The organism is Kocuria sp. CPCC 205235 (assembly GCF_040980905.1).
GTDB lineage: Bacteria > Actinomycetota > Actinomycetes > Actinomycetales > Micrococcaceae > Kocuria > Kocuria carniphila.
Window position 1 is genome coordinate 42,415 of sequence record NZ_JAVKPR010000008.1, and the last position, 17,549, is coordinate 59,963.

The 17,549-nt window shown below is 64.2% G+C and carries 15 protein-coding genes; 5 read left to right on the forward strand and 10 right to left on the reverse strand.

Annotated features, from left to right (window positions below; translation table 11 throughout):
• Nucleotides 1–32 precede the first annotated feature (32 nt).
• The 5 genes from tal to pgl are packed head-to-tail and all read left to right on the forward strand — an operon-like array spanning nt 33 to nt 6,157.
• Entirely contained in the window at nt 33–1,139 is a 1,107-nt protein-coding gene (gene tal, locus RF638_RS07580) for a transaldolase (protein WP_315279166.1), read from the forward strand.
• Between the two features lie 52 nt (nt 1,140–1,191).
• Nucleotides 1,192–2,796 (forward strand): hypothetical protein, encoded by a 1,605-nt coding sequence (locus tag RF638_RS07585; protein ID WP_095797871.1) that lies wholly within the window; start codon nt 1,192–1,194, stop codon nt 2,794–2,796.
• 60 nt (nt 2,797–2,856) lie between these two features.
• Entirely contained in the window at nt 2,857–4,434 is a 1,578-nt protein-coding gene (gene zwf / locus RF638_RS07590; protein WP_173674305.1) for a glucose-6-phosphate dehydrogenase, read from the forward strand.
• A complete protein-coding gene (locus tag RF638_RS07595; RefSeq protein ID WP_368841703.1) occupies nt 4,431–5,390 on the forward strand; it encodes a glucose-6-phosphate dehydrogenase assembly protein OpcA in 960 nt (319 codons plus the stop codon). The genes zwf and RF638_RS07595 overlap by 4 nt, the downstream gene beginning before the upstream one ends.
• On the forward strand, nt 5,387–6,157 hold the full coding sequence (gene pgl, locus RF638_RS07600) for a 6-phosphogluconolactonase (protein WP_368841704.1): 771 nt from the start codon (nt 5,387–5,389) through the stop codon (nt 6,155–6,157). Before RF638_RS07595 ends, pgl begins: the two co-directional genes overlap by 4 nt.
• 956 nt (nt 6,158–7,113) lie before the next feature.
• Here pgl and secG read toward each other — a convergent pair.
• From secG to RF638_RS07650, 10 genes are all read right to left on the reverse strand, one after another.
• Entirely contained in the window at nt 7,114–7,368 is a 255-nt protein-coding gene (secG, locus tag RF638_RS07605; RefSeq protein WP_016996629.1) for a preprotein translocase subunit SecG, read from the reverse strand.
• Nucleotides 7,369–7,449: 81 nt separating this feature from the next.
• Nucleotides 7,450–8,265, reverse strand: coding sequence for a triose-phosphate isomerase (gene tpiA / locus RF638_RS07610; RefSeq protein ID WP_095798118.1), 816 nt, complete (start codon nt 8,263–8,265; stop codon nt 7,450–7,452).
• 84 nt (nt 8,266–8,349) lie between these two features.
• Nucleotides 8,350–9,573, reverse strand: coding sequence for a phosphoglycerate kinase (gene pgk, locus RF638_RS07615; RefSeq protein ID WP_259915377.1), 1,224 nt, complete (start codon nt 9,571–9,573; stop codon nt 8,350–8,352).
• 89 nt (nt 9,574–9,662) lie between these two features.
• Entirely contained in the window at nt 9,663–10,670 is a 1,008-nt protein-coding gene (gene gap, locus RF638_RS07620; protein ID WP_016996631.1) for a type I glyceraldehyde-3-phosphate dehydrogenase, read from the reverse strand.
• 251 nt (nt 10,671–10,921) lie between these two features.
• Nucleotides 10,922–11,908: a DNA-binding protein WhiA gene (gene whiA / locus RF638_RS07625; RefSeq protein ID WP_095798121.1), complete on the reverse strand. Its 987-nt coding sequence runs from the start codon at nt 11,906–11,908 to the stop codon at nt 10,922–10,924.
• 54 nt (nt 11,909–11,962) lie between these two features.
• A complete protein-coding gene (yvcK, locus tag RF638_RS07630; RefSeq protein WP_095798122.1) occupies nt 11,963–13,036 on the reverse strand; it encodes a uridine diphosphate-N-acetylglucosamine-binding protein YvcK in 1,074 nt (357 codons plus the stop codon).
• A gap of 35 nt (nt 13,037–13,071) precedes the next feature.
• Nucleotides 13,072–13,995, reverse strand: coding sequence for an RNase adapter RapZ (gene rapZ, locus RF638_RS07635; RefSeq protein WP_095798297.1), 924 nt, complete (start codon nt 13,993–13,995; stop codon nt 13,072–13,074).
• Nucleotides 13,996–14,055: 60 nt separating this feature from the next.
• Entirely contained in the window at nt 14,056–16,119 is a 2,064-nt protein-coding gene (gene uvrC, locus RF638_RS07640; RefSeq protein WP_129699444.1) for an excinuclease ABC subunit UvrC, read from the reverse strand.
• Complete coding sequence (locus RF638_RS07645) at nt 16,112–16,798, reverse strand: 1-acyl-sn-glycerol-3-phosphate acyltransferase (protein ID WP_095798124.1); 687 nt, start codon at nt 16,796–16,798, stop codon at nt 16,112–16,114. The genes uvrC and RF638_RS07645 overlap by 8 nt, the downstream gene beginning before the upstream one ends.
• Before the next feature lie 8 nt (nt 16,799–16,806).
• Complete coding sequence (locus RF638_RS07650) at nt 16,807–17,505, reverse strand: HAD hydrolase-like protein (RefSeq protein WP_254049377.1); 699 nt, start codon at nt 17,503–17,505, stop codon at nt 16,807–16,809.
• Nucleotides 17,506–17,549 lie beyond the last annotated feature (44 nt).

Below are 17,549 nucleotides of genomic sequence, written 5' to 3' on the forward strand. Positions count from 1 at the left end.
CAGAATTTCCAGCAATGAGTTAGGAAGTCACAGTGAGCACTCCCACCAAGAAGTTGTCCGACGCAGGCGTTTCCATCTGGCTCGATGACCTGTCCCGTCAGCGGTTGACCAGCGGAAACCTGCAGGAACTGATCGACACCAAGAACGTTGTGGGTGTCACGACCAACCCCACGATTTTCGCCTCGGCTCTGGCCAACGGTGAGTCCTACGCGGAGCAGGTCTCCGAGCTCGCCCAGTCCGGCGCGGACGTGGACGAGGCCGTCTTCACGATCACCACCGACGACGTCCGCGACGCGTGCGACGTCTTCGCTCCGATCGCCGAAGCCACCCAGGGCGTGGACGGCCGCGTATCCATCGAGGTGGATCCCCGACTCGCCCAGGACGCCGACGCCACCGCAGCCATGGCACAGCGCCTGTCCCAGACGATCGATCGCCCCAACGCGCTCATCAAGATCCCCGCGACCGAAGCAGGCCTGCCCTCGATCACGGCAACCATCGCGGAGGGCATCTCGGTGAATGTGACCCTGATCTTCTCGCTGGAGCGCTACCGCGCGGTGATCAACGCGTACATGCTGGGCTTGGAGGAGGCCCTCGACAACGGCAAGGACCTGTCCACCATCCACTCCGTGGCCTCGTTCTTCGTGTCCCGCGTGGACAGCGAGATCGACAAGCGACTGGACGCCGTCGGCACCGACGAGGCCAAGGCGCTCAAGGGCAAGGCCGGCTTGGCCAACGCCCGCCTCGCCTACCAGATCTACGAAGAGCAGTTCACCACCGAACGCTGGAAGCGTCTGGAAACCGCGGGTGCCAATGCGCAGCGTCCGCTGTGGGCCTCCACCGGCGTCAAGGACCCGGCCCTGCCGGACACCCTGTACGTGACCGAGCTCGTGGCTCCCAACACGGTGAACACCATGCCGGAGAAGACCCTGGACGCGACCTTCGACCACGGTGAGGTCACAGGGGACACCGTCACCGGCACCTACCAGGAGTCCAACGAGCTCCTGGATGCGATCGCCGAACAGGGCATCTCCTACCAGGACGTGGTGGATCAGCTCGAGACCGAGGGCCTGGACAAGTTCGACAAGTCCTGGGACGAGCTGCTGGAGACGGTGCGTACCGCCCTGGACAACGCCCGCTGATTCACTGACCGCCAACCCACCAGCACGCATCGCACCCACGAGGAGGCTCTTCATGAGCTCACTGTCATTGTCTGCGGCAGGCGCCGCGCGTCAGGCCATCGAATCCAAGGTTCCAGGCTTGGTCGAGGAACAGTTTGCGTCCAAGCTCTTCGACAAGGACCCCACCCTGTGGGGGCCCGCGGCCGAAGAGGAGGCCAAGATTCGCCTGGGCTGGACCGAGGCCGCAACGGTGTCTCGTCCCCTCGTGGCCGAGATCCTGCAGTTGCGCGATGATTTCGCATCCGAGGGGGTCACGCGATTCGTACTGGCGGGCATGGGCGGTTCCTCCCTGGCGCCCGAGGTCATCACCCGCTCCGAGGGGGTTGAGCTGTTCGTGCTGGACTCCACCGATCCCGAAATGGTGCAGTTGGCGTTGCAGGACCTGGACAAGACCGCCCTGGTGGTCTCGTCCAAGTCCGGTTCCACCGTGGAGACCGATTCGGCGCGGCGTGCGTTCGTCGCCGCTTTCGAGAAGGCCGGCATTGAGGCGCGGCAGCGGATCGTGGTCGTGACCGATCCGGGGTCGCCCATGGACGGTTCCGCACGGGAGGCCGGCTACCGCAAGGTCTTCAATGCCGACCCCAACGTGGGTGGCCGTTTCTCCGCGCTCACCGCGTTCGGTCTGGTTCCCTCCGGCTTGGCCGGGGCAGACATCGAGCAGCTCCTGGACGACGCCGAGGAAGCCGCAGAATTCCTCAGCGATGACGACGAGGACAACATCGGCCTTCGCCTGGGCGCTGCCTTGGGCGGCACCAAACCGTTGCGCGACAAGATCGTGATCGTCAACGACGGCGCTCCAGTAGTTGGTTTCGCGGATTGGGCCGAGCAGCTGATCGCCGAGTCGACCGGCAAGTCCGGTACCGGCGTGCTCCCCGTGGTCGTGTCCGAAGGCGCGCCGGAGCTGTCCAGCGGCGCAGCCGACATTCTTGTGGTATCCCTCGTCTCGGAGGACGCCGAGCCCGTGGACAACGGCGACGCCGTGGCCATTTCCGGTTCCTTGGCCGCCATGATGATGGCCTTCGAGGTGGCCACCGCCGTGGCCGGTCAGTTGTTGGGCATCGATCCCTACAACCAGCCGGACGTGGAATCCGCCAAGAACGCCACCCGTGAATTGCTGGCCTCGTCCCCCGAGCCGACCCCCGCAGAAGCGACGGACGGCTCCATCGAGATCCGCGGTTCCGAGCAGGTTCTCCAGGGCGCCACCACGGTTCCCGAGGCTCTCAAGGCCCTTCTGGATCAGTTGCCCGAGGACGGTTACGTCAGCGTGCAGGCCTACTTCGACCGTTTGGGCTGGGCGGAACTTGAGAAGATCCGGCCGGTGTTGGCCGAGAAGACCGGTCGCCCCGTCACCTTCGGCTGGGGACCCCGGTTCCTGCACTCGACCGGTCAATACCACAAGGGCGGACCGGCCCAGGGCGTCTACCTGCAGATCACGGCCGCCACCGACACGGACGTGGACATCCCCGAGATCCCGTTCTCCTTCGGCGAGCTGATTTCCGCCCAGGCCGACGGTGACGCCAAGGTCCTCACGGATCACCACCGCCCGGTCTTGCGCTTGCGTCTGACCGACCGTTCGCCCGGCGTCGAGCAGCTCCTGAAGGCCGCAGCCGAGCTCTAAGATCGTTACCATTCATAGTTTTCCGGTCGCCGCGGACCGGGGCATTACGCAATCGTCGTAATGCCCCGGTCCGTTGGTCCGGATGAGTCAGGGAGCATTGTGCCTCACCACAACACCAGCAATCCGCTCCGGGATCCCCGGGACCGGCGCCTGACGCGAGTCGCGGCGCCGTCGTCCTTGGTGCTTTTCGGCGTGACCGGCGACCTTGCCAAGAAGAAGCTGCTGCCGGCCATGTACGACCTGGCCAACCGCGGTTTGCTGCCGCCGTCGTTCTCGCTGGTGGGCTTCGGCCGCCGCGAATGGGACGACGCGCAGTTCGCCGAGTACGTCAAGGAATCGATCGCGGACAACGCCCGCACCCCGTTCAACGAGGCCATGTGGGAGCAGTTCGCGTCCGGCTTGCGTTTCGTGCACGGTAATTTCGACGACGACGCCGCCTACGAACGTCTCGCCGAGACCCTCACCGAACTCGACGAGTCCCGTGGTACGCGGGGCAACCACGCGTTCTACCTATCGATTCCGCCCAAGGCCTTCGATGTGGTGTGTCAGAAGCTGGCCGACCACGATCTGGCCGACAGCAACGGCAGCGAGGGCTGGCGTCGTGTGGTCATCGAGAAGCCGTTCGGCCACGACCTCGAATCCGCGCGCGAACTCAATGCTATTGTGGAGCGCGTTTTCCCAGCGGACAGCGTCTTCCGCATCGACCACTACCTGGGCAAGGAAACGGTGCAGAACATTCTGGCGCTGCGCTTTGCCAACCAGATGTTCGAGCCGCTGTGGGATGCCCGCTACGTGGATCACGTGCAGATCACCATGGCCGAGGACATCGGCATCGGGTCGCGCGCCGGCTACTACGACGGCGTGGGTGCTGCCCGCGACGTGATTCAGAATCACCTGCTGCAATTGCTCGCGTTCACCGCGATGGAGGAGCCGCCGGCGTTCTCCGCGCACCACTTGCGCCGCGAAAAGGCGAAGGTCCTGGAGTCGGTGATCCTGCCCGAGGATCTCGGCGCGTATTCGGCGCTGGGCCAGTACACGGCTGGACTGCAGGGTGGTGCCGAGGTCAAGGGGTTCCATCAGGAACAGGACATCCCTGCGGATTCCCGCACCGAGACCTATGCGGCCCTGCGGCTGGAGATCAACAACCGCCGCTGGTCGGGCGTCCCGTTCTACCTGCGCGCGGGTAAGCGGCTGGGCCGCCGGGTGACGGAAATCGCCGTGGTATTCAAGAAATCGCCCAACCTGTTGTTCCGTTCCCCGGACAAGGACGACTTCGGTCAGAACGCCATTGTGATCCGCATTCAGCCGGATGAAGGCGTGACCATTCGTTTCGGCTCCAAGGTTCCCGGCACCCAGTCCGAGATCCGCGACGTGACCATGGACTTCGGCTACGGCCATGCCTTCACCGAGTCCAGCCCGGAAGCATACGAGCGGCTGATTCTGGATGTCCTGTTGGGCGAGCCGCCGCTGTTCCCGGACCATTCCGAGGTCGAGCTGTCCTGGAAGATCCTTGATCCCTTCGAGGACTACTGGGCCGAGCACCACATCAGGCCTGACGCTTACGCACCGGGGTCCTGGGGCCCCGAAACCGCGGATCAGCTCATGGCTCGCGACGGACGTGTCTGGAGGCGACCGTGATCGTACAAATGGAAAACACCACCACATCGACCATCGAGAAGAAGCTGCACTCGCTGCGGGACGAAAACGGTGTGGTTACGCTGGGCCGCGTGCTCACGCTGGTGATCCTGGCCCGCGCGGGCCACTCGGAAATGGCGATCGAGGCCGCGAACTTCGCGAGCCACGAGCACCCCTGCCGGATCATCGTGCACGTGGCGCATTCCGCGAATGAGGCCACCCGCTTGGACGCCCAGCTGCGCATGGGCGGGGACGCCGGTGCCTCCGAGGTGATCATCCTGCACGGCTACGGTGAACTGGCCGAGCCCACCGAGACCTTGATTTCTGCATTGCTGCTGCCGGACGCGCCCATTGTGGCGTGGTGGCCCCATGACTTCCCGGACCCCCCCGGCGACTCGTCCATCGGTAAGATCGCCCACCGCCGCATTACCGATTCCGCCCGGGCGGATGACCCGTTCAAGTCACTGCAGCAGCTGTCCCAGCAGTACCGCCCGGGTGACACGGACCTGGCGTGGACCCGCATCACGAGCTGGCGGATCCAGCTCGCGGCGGTCTTCGATCAGATCGGTGCCGTGCCGGTCCGCGAGGTCATTGTCGAGGGTGCCGAGCGCTCCCCGTCTGTCGTTCTTATGGGCGTGTGGCTGGCCAATGCCCTGGGTTGCGAAGCGAAGTTCATCACCCAGACCGAACGGCCCGGGATGGACCGGGTCACCCTGGTCACGGACGATGGCCCCATCGAACTGCACAGACCCGGCAATACGGTGGCGGTTCTCAAGCAGCCCGGTCAGCCCGATCAGCAGATCGCCATGCCGGTCCGCGACCTCAACGTGTGCTTGGCCGAAGAACTGCGTCGGTTGGATCCGGACGAGGTCTACGGAGACGTGATCACCAAGGCCATGGTCAGTGCAGAGTTGGAAGAGGCCGTCGAAGACGCAATGGATGGAGAAGAGTCCCAGTGAACCACGCCCGCATTGTCCCTCACGGCAGTCAGGAGGAGCTCGCTCAGGAGACCTCACGACGCGTGATCACCGTGCTCGAGCAAGCCCAGGATGAGCGCGGCGAGGCCACACTGGTCCTCACCGGCGGCAGCATGGGCAACAAGGTGATCCAGGCGATAGCCAACGACCCGGACTCCGCCCTGGTGGACTGGTCGCGCGTCAACGTCTGGTGGTCCGACGAACGGTTCGTGCCCGGCGCTGACTCCGAACGCAACGGGGTCCAGGCCGCCGACGCCGCCCAGGGCCAGTTGGATCTCGAATGGGACCGGATTCACCCCATCGCCGCCTCCGACGAGATGTCGACTGCCGAGGAAGCCTCCGCCGATTACCGCGAGGAACTCGCCACCGCGGCCGAGCAGGAAGGGTCGGATAGCGGACTCCCGTACTTCGACCTCATGCTGCTCAGCCTGGGTCCGGACACTCACGTGGCGTCCTTGTTCCCGGGCCGAGAAGAGGTCACCGTGACCAGCACCCCTGTGATGGCGGTGCATGACTCCCCCAAACCACCCCCCACACGAGTGACCATGACTCTTCCCGCGATCAATTCGGCGGAACGAGTGTGGTTGTTGGTGGCCGGCAGCGCCAAGGCCGAAGCCCTCGCGGCCATCCGTGACCCCGAGGCCACCCCCCAGTCCGCCCCCGGCAGCGCCGTCCGCGGAACCGAAGAGACGCTTCTGCTGGTGACGGAGGACGCCCTCCCCGGTCTCCCCCAGGACCCCGAGGGCTAAGGGACCGCTCTTCCTCATGCTCCCGCGCTGCACCCGCGCACCTTGGTCGGAGCTAGAACCCTCCACTGCACCTGAAGCGTAGACAGGCCCTCTCCCGTTTCCACGTCATGTTCACCTCTAACGCGCCTCAGGTGCCGGGAGAACCCACACCGCTACACCTGACGGGCCGGTAGAACCCCTCCAGTGGCTCAGAAGGGCTCTACCGGCCCGTCAGATGTCATCATCGGTTCCGGCGGCACCTGAGGCGTGGGTAGACATTTCTGGCAGAGGATCGCTTCTAAAACCCTTGTAGCTCTGCGAACGTCTGCCAAGAATGTCACCGCCGCGAAGCCGTGCCTGGAATGTCCCCACCACTGGTCGTCAGTCACGAAGTTCTACCTGAGATGTTGCCGACCACAGTCCTAGTTCTGTCCCAACCCTTTCATTGTCCACCAGCGACGACGACGCACCCCGGCGCCTCGAGCCCAGTTCACGTTGACATCGTGGGAGCCACAAGAACCCGCCAACCCATCTGAGGTGTCCCTAGAACCTTTCCGGAGGCTCAGAAGGGGTCTACCGACGCGTCAGATGACATCAACGGTTCCGGCGGCACCTAAGACGTGCGAGGTTTGGCGCCAAAGTTCTCGGCCGTCTCCCTGTGCGTTCTAACGCCACCTGAGGCGTGAAAGAGGGCCCCCTCGCCTCCGGCTACCGGGCACACTCCAGGACTTCGGCGCCGGTGGACATACTTGGCAGAGGATCGCTGCTAAAACCGTCGTAGCTGTGCGAACCTCGGCCATTTATGCCACCGCCGCCAACCCGTGCCTGAAATGTGCCCATCCCCCATTGTCAGACTGGTTGTGAGTCATGGTGGTCATCAGCTGCGAAGCTCTGCCCGAAATGTCGCGGGGGTACGAGCGTTAAACGCACAACGCCCGGAGACCGAAGTCTCCGGGCCTTGGCTACGTTTTAGACGATCAGACGACCGGCGGCGCGAACCGCAAGGACAGGGCGTACCCGACGATGGCGAGAACCCATACGATGGCCAGGACGGTGGTCATGCGAACCACGTTCTTCTGGGCCGCTCCGGAGGTGTTGAGTGACTGGGTCATGCCGCCGCCGAACATGTCGGACAAGCCGCCGCCCTTGCCCTTGTTGAGCAGGACGAACATGATGCACAGGATGCTGGTGACCACAATGACCACTTGCAGAACAAGCTGCAGGATCTCCACGTAAAGCCTCAATTCCTCGGGAGTCGCTGATCGACCGTAGGAGCGCCGCGGATTCTCACCGCGGGCCGCTCACTGGAATGCCTAGTTGCTGAGCAGATGCTGCTCGAACCGTGCAATCTTAGCAAACTCCTCCGCATCCAAGCTGGCGCCGCCCACCAGGGCACCGTCCACATCAGAGCCGCCCAGGATGTTGGCCACGTTGGAGGACTTGACCGAACCGCCGTAGAGAATGCGGGTGGCCTGAGCGAAGTCCTCGCTGTAGAGCTTTCCGAGTTCCTCTCGGATCGCAGCCGCCATTTCCTGAGCGTCCTCCGGGCCGGCCACTTCACCGGTTCCGATGGCCCACACGGGCTCGTAGGCCACAACGAGGCCCTCGAGCTCCTTCTCGTTCAGGTCCGCCAGACTGCCTCGCAGCTGCTCCAACGTGAACGTCACGTGGTTGCCGGACTGACGCTCGTCCAGACCCTCACCGATGCACAGCATGGGGGTCAGCTTGTGACGAATGGCCGCACGAATCTTGTCGCGGCACTGCTCATCCGACTCGTGATGCACGGTGCGGCGTTCGGAGTGACCCACCAATGCGTAGGTGCAGTCCAACTTGGCCAGGAACTCACCGGAAATGTCACCGGTGTACGCGCCCGAGTCCTGATCCGAAAGGTCCTGGGCACCGTAGACGATCTGCAGGCCGTCGCCCTCGACCAAGGACTGCACCGAACGGAGGTCGGTGAACGGCGGGAACACGGCCACCTCGACGCGCTGGAAGTCGTGCTTGGCATCCTTGAGGGTCCACGCGAGCTTCTGCAACAGAGCGATGCCCTGTGCGTGGTCCATGTTCATCTTCCAGTTGCCCGCGATCAGGGGTGTGCGGTCAAAGTTTCCATCGGTCTTGCTGGTCATAGCTTCTCCTTCGAATAAAACCGCGCGGGGCCCGTGCCGTAACACAGGCCCCGCGCGGCACTCACGTTCTCGGTGGGGGCTGGCTCAGGCGCCCAGGGCCACCACACCCGGAAGCTCCTTGCCCTCGATGAACTCGAGGGAAGCGCCGCCGCCGGTGGAAATGTGACCGAACTGGTCGTCGCTGTAACCCAGGTTGCGCACGGCGGATGCGGAGTCGCCGCCGCCGATCACGCTCATGGCATCCGAGGACACCAGCGCGTCCGCAACGGCCTTGGTGCCGTTGGCGAAGGCCGCCATCTCGAACACGCCCACCGGGCCGTTCCAGAACACGGTCTTGGCGGACTTGATCTTGTCCGCGAAAATCTTGGCGGATTCGGGACCGATGTCCAGGCCCAGACCGGAATCGCCGATCTCGCCACCTTCGATGTCCTCGACGGGGCGGACCTCGTTCTGGGCGTCCTTGTCGAAGGCCGCAGCGTAAACGACGTCCACGGGCAACACGATCTCGGTGCCGGCGGCCTCTGCCTTGTCCAGGTAGTCCTTGACGACGTCTATCTGGTCCTTCTCGAGCAACGAGCCGCCCACGGAGTAGCCCTGAGCCGCGAGGAAGGTGAAGACCATACCGCCACCGATGAGCAACGAATCGGCCTTACCGATCAAGTTCTCGATCACGGCCAGCTTGTCCGAGACCTTGGAACCACCCATGACCACCACGAAGGGACGCTCGGGGTCGGAAATGACCTTCTTGAGAACGTCCACTTCCTTCTTGACCAGGTCGCCCAGGTAACCGGGCAGCTTCTGAGCGATGTCGTACACGGAGGCGTGCTTGCGGTGCACCGCACCGAAGGCGTCGTCCACGTAGGCACCGTTGTCTCCGGTGAGTGCGGCGAGCTCGGCGGCGAACTCTTGCCGCTCGGCGTCGTCCTTGGAGGTCTCGCGCGGATCGTAACGAACGTTCTCGAGCACGAGGATCTCGCCGTCCTGGAGAGCGTCGGCCTCGGCCTGAGCGTCCTCGCCGACGACGTCGCTCGCGACCTTGACGGGGACATCGGCCAGTTCGTCCAGCTTCTGGGCGGCCGGGGCGATCGAGTACTTAGGATCGACCTGACCCTTGGGGCGACCCAGGTGAGCCATGACGATTACTCGGGCGCCGGCCTCGGCCAGTTTGGTGAGTACGGGCAACGAGGCGCGCACGCGGCCGTCGTCGGTCACGGTGGTGCCGTCCAGTGGCACGTTGAGGTCCGAACGGACGAGCACTCGCCGACCGGACACCCCCTCAGAAATCAGTTCGTCCAGCGATTTGGCCATGTCCGGTTCATCCCTTCCAGTGAGAAAACAGGTCCCTATGAAAACGGCGCCGATACCCACAGGGCATCGGCGCCGCTCAGAGGTCTAACTCAGAGCTTATCTGCCACGTACGACACAAAGTCGACCAAACGAATGGTGTAGCCCCATTCGTTGTCGTACCAGGCAATGACCTTGACCTGGTTGTCCACGACCTTGGTCAGCGGGGCGTCGAACACGGTGGAGACGTCATAGCCTTCGATGTCCTTGGAGACGAGAGCCTCTTCGGAGTACTCGATGATGCCCTTGAAGTCACCCTCGGCAGCCTTCTTGACGGCCGCGTTGACGGACTCCACGGTGACGTCCTTCTCGACGTCCACGGTGAGGTCAACGATCGAGCCGGTGGGGGTGGGAACGCGCACGGCGAACCCGTCCAGCTTGCCCTTGAGCTCCGGGAGCACCAGACCGACCGCTGCAGCAGCGCCGGTGGTGGTGGGAACCATGTTCAGAGCGGCGGCGCGGGCGCGGCGCAGATCTTTGTGGGGAGCGTCGTGCAGGCGCTGATCGCCGGTGTAAGCGTGAATGGTGGTCATCAGACCGCGCTGAATGCCGAACTCGTCGTTAATGACCTTGGCCAGCGGGGCCAGGCAGTTGGTGGTGCAGGACGCTGCCGAGAGCAGGTTCATGGTCTCGGGGTCGTAATCCTTCTCGTTGACGCCGTACACGAAGGTGCCGTCAACTTCCTTGCCCGGCGCGGACAGCACGACCTTCTTGGCCCCGGCGTCCAGGTGCGCCTGCATCTGCGGGCCCTTGGTGAACTTACCGGTGCACTCAACCACGATGTCTACGCCGAGCTCACCCCAAGGCAGCTTGGAGGGGTCCTTCTCGGCCAAGAAGGTGATCTTATGTCCGTCGACAGTCATGACGTTGCCGTCCAGGGAAACCTTGCCCGGGTAACGGCCCATGACGGAGTCGAACTCGAACAGGTGCTTCAAAGTCTCCGGATCGGTCAGGTCGTTAACTGCCACGACCTCGATGTTGTGTCCGTGCTGCGTGAGCACTGCACGCAGGAAGCTACGTCCGATGCGTCCGAATCCGTTGATGCCAACCTTGATGGTCACTGCGATCTCCTCTTGTCATTGACAATGTCGGTATGCGGGCCCTCGCGAGACCCGATGTTGGATCGGTCACGATCGGTAAGATTCCAACATCTGTCGATTCTCAGATTCATGAGAGCCGAGCTGTTCTACCGCGTTTATTCTATCGAGATACCCGGGTGTTTCCCAGTGCATCCCGCGAATTTTCATCGCTGAGCGCGATCAAACCCCACATAAACCAACATTAACTTTCCGTTCTCGACGGCGTGCTAGGGTCACCGCCGCTGTGACAGGCCGGCGGCCGCCGCGAACTCGCTCGTGTTCGGAACACCGAGCTCCTCGGCACGGCGATCGGCCATGGCGAGCAGTCGCCTGATCCGTCCGGCAATGGCGTCCTTGGTGAGTGGCGGATCGGACAACCGCCCCAGCTCGTCCAAACTCGCCTGTTTGTTGGCCACGCGTAGCTTGCCGGCCGCGCGCAGGTGTTCCGGTGCTTCGTCGCCGAGCAGATCGAGCGCCCGCTCCACCTTGGCCCCGGCGGTAACGGCAGCCTGTGCGGAACGCCGGAGGTTGGCGTCGTCGAAATTGGCGAGCCTGTTGGCCGTGGCGCGGACCTCCTTGCGCATGCGGCGATCCTCCCACTGCAACAGGTTCTGATGTGCACCCATGCGGGTCAGCAGGGCGGCGATCGTGTCACCGTCCCTTACGACCACGCGATCGATGCCACGAACCTGCCGCGCCTTGGCGAGCACATCCAATCGCCGTGCGGCCCCGACCAGGGCAAGGGCCGCCTCGGGCCCCGGGCACGTGAATTCCATGGCCGCCGCGCGACCAGGTTCCGTCAAGGAACCGTGGGCGAGGAACGCACCGCGCATGACCGCCGCGGCGTCCTCCACGGTTCCGTTCACGACCGAGGGCGGCAGGCCCCGCACCGGGCGCCCGTGGGCGTCCAACAGACCGGTCCGGCGAGCAAGAGCTTCACCGTCGCGGGCCACCCGAACGATCCACGTGCGGTCCCGGCGTAGTCCGTTGCCGGTCATCACACCCAATTCGGTCGAGTGCCCGTACACCTCGTTAATCGTGTGGGCCGTGCGGCGCGCGGTGGCTTCGGTGTCCACCTCGGCCTCGATCACAATCCGGCCGCCCACAATGTGCAGCCCACTCGTGAACCGCAACAGAGCGGACAGCTCAGCGCCCCGGACCGAGGATTTCTTGACCTGCAGGTGTGCAAGTTCGTCCTTGACCGACGAGGTCAATGCCATGTGAGTAGGTCTCCTTGTGCGTGATTGAGGAACGGCCACCGATCGAGTCGGTGATCAGCCGTCCGCATTCATAATTTTTTGGTAGGCCGCAGCCAGCTTGAAGTGGTTGTGGACGGATGAGCCGTCGTTGTCGCGCAGATCCGCCCAGTGCACCTTGGCGCCCAATTGCGCCGCCGCGAGTTCGACGTCGTGCGGAGACTCGGCCGCGGTCGGATCCGCCAGCACGGCGTCCAGCCGCAGCTCGGGCGCATAGCGGGCCAGCACCCGCAGGTGGTCCCCGGTGCTCATGCCCAGGGTCTCGGAATCGCGGGACAGGTTCAGAGTGACCAGTCGCTTGGCCGGGGACTTGCAGATCGCGTCCCGCAGCCCGGGCAGTAACAGGTGCGGCAGCACGGAGGTGTGCCACGAACCCGGGCCCAGAACCACCCACGCCGCCTGGTCGATGGCGGCCACGGCTTCGGGGCACGCCTGCGCATCGTGCGGGTTGATCCGGACATTGCACACATCCGCCTGCTTGGCGAGCAACGACTGACCCGTGACCGTACGGGTGATGAGTTCGGGCGGGCACGGCTCGGTGGGATCCGAGTTGGGTGCGATATCACCCTCGATCACCAGCGGTTCCCGAGACATGGGGAGCACCTGTCCCCTGGCACCCAGCAGGGCACCGGCCCAGCGCAGACCGTCAACCGGGTCGTCCAACAGTTCCCAGAGGGTCACGATCAGCAGGTTTCCCAGCGCGTGGTTGTCCAGTCCCTCGTTGGGGTGTTCGAGGTCTTGGAACCGGTGCTGCATCACGTCGCGCCAGGTACGGCCCCATTGGGAGTCATCACACAACGCAGCCAGTGCCATGCGCAGGTCCCCCGGAGGGAGCACGTTCATCTCGGTGCGCAACCGACCGGACGATCCGCCGTCGTCGGCAACCGTGACCACGGCTGTGACGGCCGGTGCGAGCAGGCGCAATGCGGACAGGCTCGCGGAGAGGCCGTGACCCCCGCCCAGGGCGACCACCGAATCGGCGTCGGTGAGGCCGTCGCGAGCGGCGGGATCCAAGGAATGGTACGGGTCGACGTCGCGCCGGGTGCTCAAGGGCAGCCTCGGCAGCGCGCCGGTCGAAGGAAAGTTACTCATAGTGGTCCGTAGGGTCTAGGGCACCGGGTCTGCGACTACTCGCGCCCCATGTCTCGGTGTTGGATGTTGACGGTCACGCGCGGGGACTTGCTCAGTCGCTTCGCGATGTCTTCGGTGACCGCCACGGAACGGTGCTTACCTCCCGTGCAACCAATGGCGATGGTCGCGTAGTGCTTATTCTCCGTCCGATAGCCGGCGAACACCGGTTCAAGCATGGAGACGAAACGATCGACGAATGTGGCCGTACCGGAATGACCGAACACGTAATCCCGCACCTCGGGGTCCTTGCCGGTGCGCGGACGCAACGCCGGAACCCAGTGGGGATTGGGGATGAAACGGACGTCGGCCACGAAATTCGCGTCCGCAGGCACGCCGTACTTGAAACCGAAGCTCATGACGGTCAACCGCAGCACCACCGGACCGTTGGTCGAAAACATGTCCGCCACGGCGCGCGTGAGCGCGTGCACGTTGAAGGACGACGTGTCCAGCACGGAATCCGAGGATTCACGCAAATCCTGGAGCAGTGAACGTTCTGCCTTGATGCCGTCCAGGATTCGGCCACCGGCCTGCAGCGGGTGGGGCCTGCGCTGGTGTTCGTAGCGCGAGACCAGCACCTCGTCCGAGGCGTCCAGGAACAGCACCGAGAACTCCACACCGGAGTTCTCCAGCGCCGCGAGCGTCTCGCGCATGTCATTGAACAGCGCCTTGCCGCGCACGTCGATGACGACCGCCAGCTTGGGCAGGGTCTCCGGGGTGCGTGCGACCAGATCCGCCAGGGTACTCAGCATCTGGGGTGGCAGGTTGTCCACCACGTACCAGCCCAGATCCTCGAGCGCGTTGGCCGCCGTGGAGCGACCGGCACCGGACATCCCGGTGACGATCAAAAGTTCGGAGGTGGGGGGTTTAACCGGTTGCAGTTGGGGGGTGGGGGAATCCGACTCAGGAGTTGGATTACTCATGTCCGTCTGCGCCGCCTGACTGTTTGCCTGCAATGGGTCCGCTTCCAGGGTAGTCCAGTTTCAATCGAGCAACTCCCCCGTCCCCACGTCCACGGCCGCCGACGGCGCTTCCCCGCCTCCCAGCGCAGCCACCACCCGCTCGGCCAGACCCGGGCCGAAACCCTTGACCTGAGCGATCTCATCAACGGTCGCCGCACGCAATTTCTTGATCGATCCGAAGTGCTTCATGAGGGCCTTGTGCTTGGCCGGTCCGAGCCCCGGGACGGCATCCAAGGTGGACACGGTCATGGACTTGGAGCGCTTTTCACGATGGAACTTGATCGCGAAGCGGTGTGCTTCATCGCGCACGCGCTGCAGTAGGTACAGCCCTTCGGAGGCGCGGGGCAGGATGAGCGGGAATTCGTCGTCCGGCAACCAGACTTCTTCGAGTCTTTTGGCCAGCCCGACCACGTACACGTCGGTAATCCCCAGGTCATCGAGGGCACGCTGCGCGGCGGCCACCTGGGGCGGTCCACCGTCCACGATCACCAGGTTCGGTGGGTACGCGAAGACCCGGCCGTTGTCCTCATCGGCCTGATCCGCGGTGACCTCACCGGAGGTCACACCGCGTTCGGCGGCCTTGCGTTGCTGTTCGAGGTGGCGTGTGAAGCGGCGGTGGATCACGTCATACATCGAAGCCGTGTCATCGCGGGCGGCATCACCGGTGATCGAGAACTTGCGGTACTCCCCCTTGCGGGGCAGACCGTCCTCGAAGACCACCATGGAGGCCACGACGTTGGTACCCTGCACGTGGGAGATGTCGTAGCACTCAATGCGCATGAGCGCGTCCGGGAGATCCAGTGCCTCCTGCAGCTGCTGCAGGGAGGCGGAGCGCGTGGTCAGGTCGCCAGCTCGGCGGGACTTGTGCAACGCCAGCGCCTGGCGGGCGTTCTCGGACACCGTTTCCAGCAGCTGTGCCTTGTCACCGCGCTGCGGGACTGAGATGGTCACCCGGGAACCGCGCAATTCGCTCAACCAGTTCTCGAGCTCCGGGGCCTGTTCCGGTTCCGTGGAGACGTACACGGTGCGCGGAACGGTGTCCTGTCGGTACGCGAGCTCGGCCGTGCGACGGTGCTTGGCCACGGTGTCCTGGCTGCCCTGCTGGGCCACCTTTCTCCCCCTCCGCTGGGTCTGATTCAGCTCGACGGTCGCTTCACCGTAGGCCTGCTGCAGCAGATGCTCGACCAGTTCTCCGGTCGAGACCTCTTCGACCTTTTCCGTGATCCAGCCGCGCTGACCGCGGATGCGGCCGCCACGCACGTAGAACACCTGCACGGCGGCTTCCAGCTCGTCCTCCGCAAGCGCGAAGAAGTCCGCGTCCGTGTTGTCGGCCAGCACCACGGTGTTGCGTTCGAACGCTTTCTCCAAGGCCACCACATCATCGCGGCGAGCGGCCGCGGTTTCGAAGTCCATGCGCTCGGAAGCTTCTTGCATCTGGCGGCCGAGTTCGCGGATGTACGGCTTGGCGTGCCCGGACATGAAACGACACAGGTCCTCCGCCAGGGCCCGGTGGTCTTCACGGGAAATGGTGCCCACGCAGGGGGCGGAGCACTTGTCGATGTGGGCGAGCAGGCATGGCCGTCCCGTTCGCTCGGCTCTCTGGAAGACACCCTTGGTACAGGTGCGCACGGGGAACACGCGCAGCAGGGCGTCCAGGGTCTCGCGGATCGCCCATGCCTGCGAATACGGGCCGAAATACCGGTTGCCGGGTTTCTTGTCCCCGCGAATGACCATGGCGCGCGGAACGGGCTCGGACATGGTGATCGCGAGGTACGGGTAGGACTTGTCATCGCGGTAGGCGATGTTGAAGCGCGGGGAGAATTCCTTGATCCACGTGTACTCGAGCTGTAGAGACTCGAATTCGGATCCGACCACGGTCCACTGCACCGCAGCGGCGGTGGTGACCATGGTCCGTGTCTTGGGTGAGAGCTGATGCAACGGCGCAAAGTATGAGGACAACCTGTTGCGCAGGTTCTTGGCTTTTCCCACGTAAATGACTCGGCCGTGCTCGTCCCGGAAGCGGTACACCCCGGGGTTGGTGGGGATGTCCTGGCGAGCCGGCTTGTAGCTCGCTGGATCAGCCACGTTCGGGATCCTTCTCCGCGGACGGCGACTGGTTGTAGGTGTCCTTGCGGGGTTGCCCGGACAGCTCGGCAATGGCGTCCATGACCTGGTTGGTCAGTTCCTTGCGCATGCGACCGTTGTGCTGGGGCCCGGTCTTGGGAACGTGGATGGGGTCGCCCACGTGCAGTTCGAAGCGCGCGGGACGAATCACGTTGGATCCGGGCGGCTGTAGCCGCTGGGTACCCACGAGCCCCACCGGCACCACGGGAGCGCCGGTCATGTAGGCGAGGTACGCCACGCCGTTGCGGCCCCGGTACAGATAACCGTCACGGGAGCGAGTGCCCTCCGGGTAGATGCCGAAAATGTTGCCCTGTTCCAAGTGTTCGAGTGCGGGAGCCAGCGCCGCTACAGAGTCACTCTGTTGACCGCGCTCCACGGGGATCACATCGATCATCTCGAAGAGTTCACGCATGATTCGACCCTTGAGGCCCGGGGTCGTCAGATACTCGGCCTTGGCAATGAACTTCACGCGCCGGGGCATCATGACCGACAGGATCACGGAGTCCAGGAACGACAGGTGGTTGGACGCGATGATCACTGGTCCGTGGTCGGGGACCTTCTCGGTACCCGTGACCACGGGTCGACACAGCGCCTTGAAGGCCCTGGTGACCGAGGTCTGCAACAACCGATATTTATCCATGGTGCGAGCTACCCCTCCCCGGAATCGTTGTACCGGTCAGTCCATGCTGCCAGCTCCGAGGGAGAACTGACCACCGCCACACACAGTTCGTCGAGTTCACCGGGCTGTCCGAAACCCCACCCGGCACCTAAACAATCGAGCCCGTGCGCGTGCGCACCCTCGGCGTCGTAACTGCGGTCCCCGATCATGACCGTGCGTGTCGGATCCGGGGTACCAATACCGAGCCTGCGCAACGCCTCGCCGATGATCTCGGGCTTGTCGTGCATGGCGGTGCGGCCTTCCTTGGGCTGCGCCAGATCATCCGCCGCGCCGCTGACCGTCTCGAAGTAATCCGCCAGACCGAACCGCTCGACCACTTCAGTCGCGATCCGTTCGGGCTTCTGGGTCGCAACCGCTTGACGAACGCCCAGACCTTGCAACCGGCCCAATTCGCGTTCGATCCCCGGGTAGACCCGGGTGCGCTGTAGCCCTTCCGTGAGGTACCCGGCGCGGTAGACGGAAACGACCTGAGGAATCTGATCCTCCGGCACCTCCGTGAAGTGCCTCAGAGACTCGCCGATGGGAGGGCCCACAAAACGCTCCAGATTCTCCGGGACGGGGAAACCGCACGTCCACAGTGCATCGGCAATACCTTCGGTAATGGCACCGGCCGGATCCAGAATGGTTCCGTCCAGGTCCCACAACACCACGGGAGTCTGAGGGTTCACGGGCGCCTTCTCTCGGTTGCTGCGGAGTTACTGCTGGATGGTCA

What these genes read in the sequence shown, in the direction of transcription:
- RF638_RS07585 (WP_095797871.1), top strand. Translation starts at nt 1,192, where the DNA reads ATGAGCTCACTGTCATTGTCTGCGGCAGGCGCCGCGCGTCAGGCCATC.
- zwf (WP_173674305.1), top strand. Translation starts at nt 2,857, where the DNA reads ATGCCCCGGTCCGTTGGTCCGGATGAGTCAGGGAGCATTGTGCCTCAC.
- tpiA (WP_095798118.1), bottom strand. Translation starts at nt 8,265, where the DNA reads ATGACCAGCAAGACCGATGGAAACTTTGACCGCACACCCCTGATCGCG.
- pgk (WP_259915377.1), bottom strand. Translation starts at nt 9,573, where the DNA reads ATGGCCAAATCGCTGGACGAACTGATTTCTGAGGGGGTGTCCGGTCGG.
- whiA (WP_095798121.1), bottom strand. Translation starts at nt 11,908, where the DNA reads ATGGCATTGACCTCGTCGGTCAAGGACGAACTTGCACACCTGCAGGTC.
- yvcK (WP_095798122.1), bottom strand. Translation starts at nt 13,036, where the DNA reads ATGAGTAACTTTCCTTCGACCGGCGCGCTGCCGAGGCTGCCCTTGAGC.
- rapZ (WP_095798297.1), bottom strand. Translation starts at nt 13,995, where the DNA reads ATGAGTAATCCAACTCCTGAGTCGGATTCCCCCACCCCCCAACTGCAA.
- RF638_RS07645 (WP_095798124.1), bottom strand. Translation starts at nt 16,798, where the DNA reads ATGGATAAATATCGGTTGTTGCAGACCTCGGTCACCAGGGCCTTCAAG.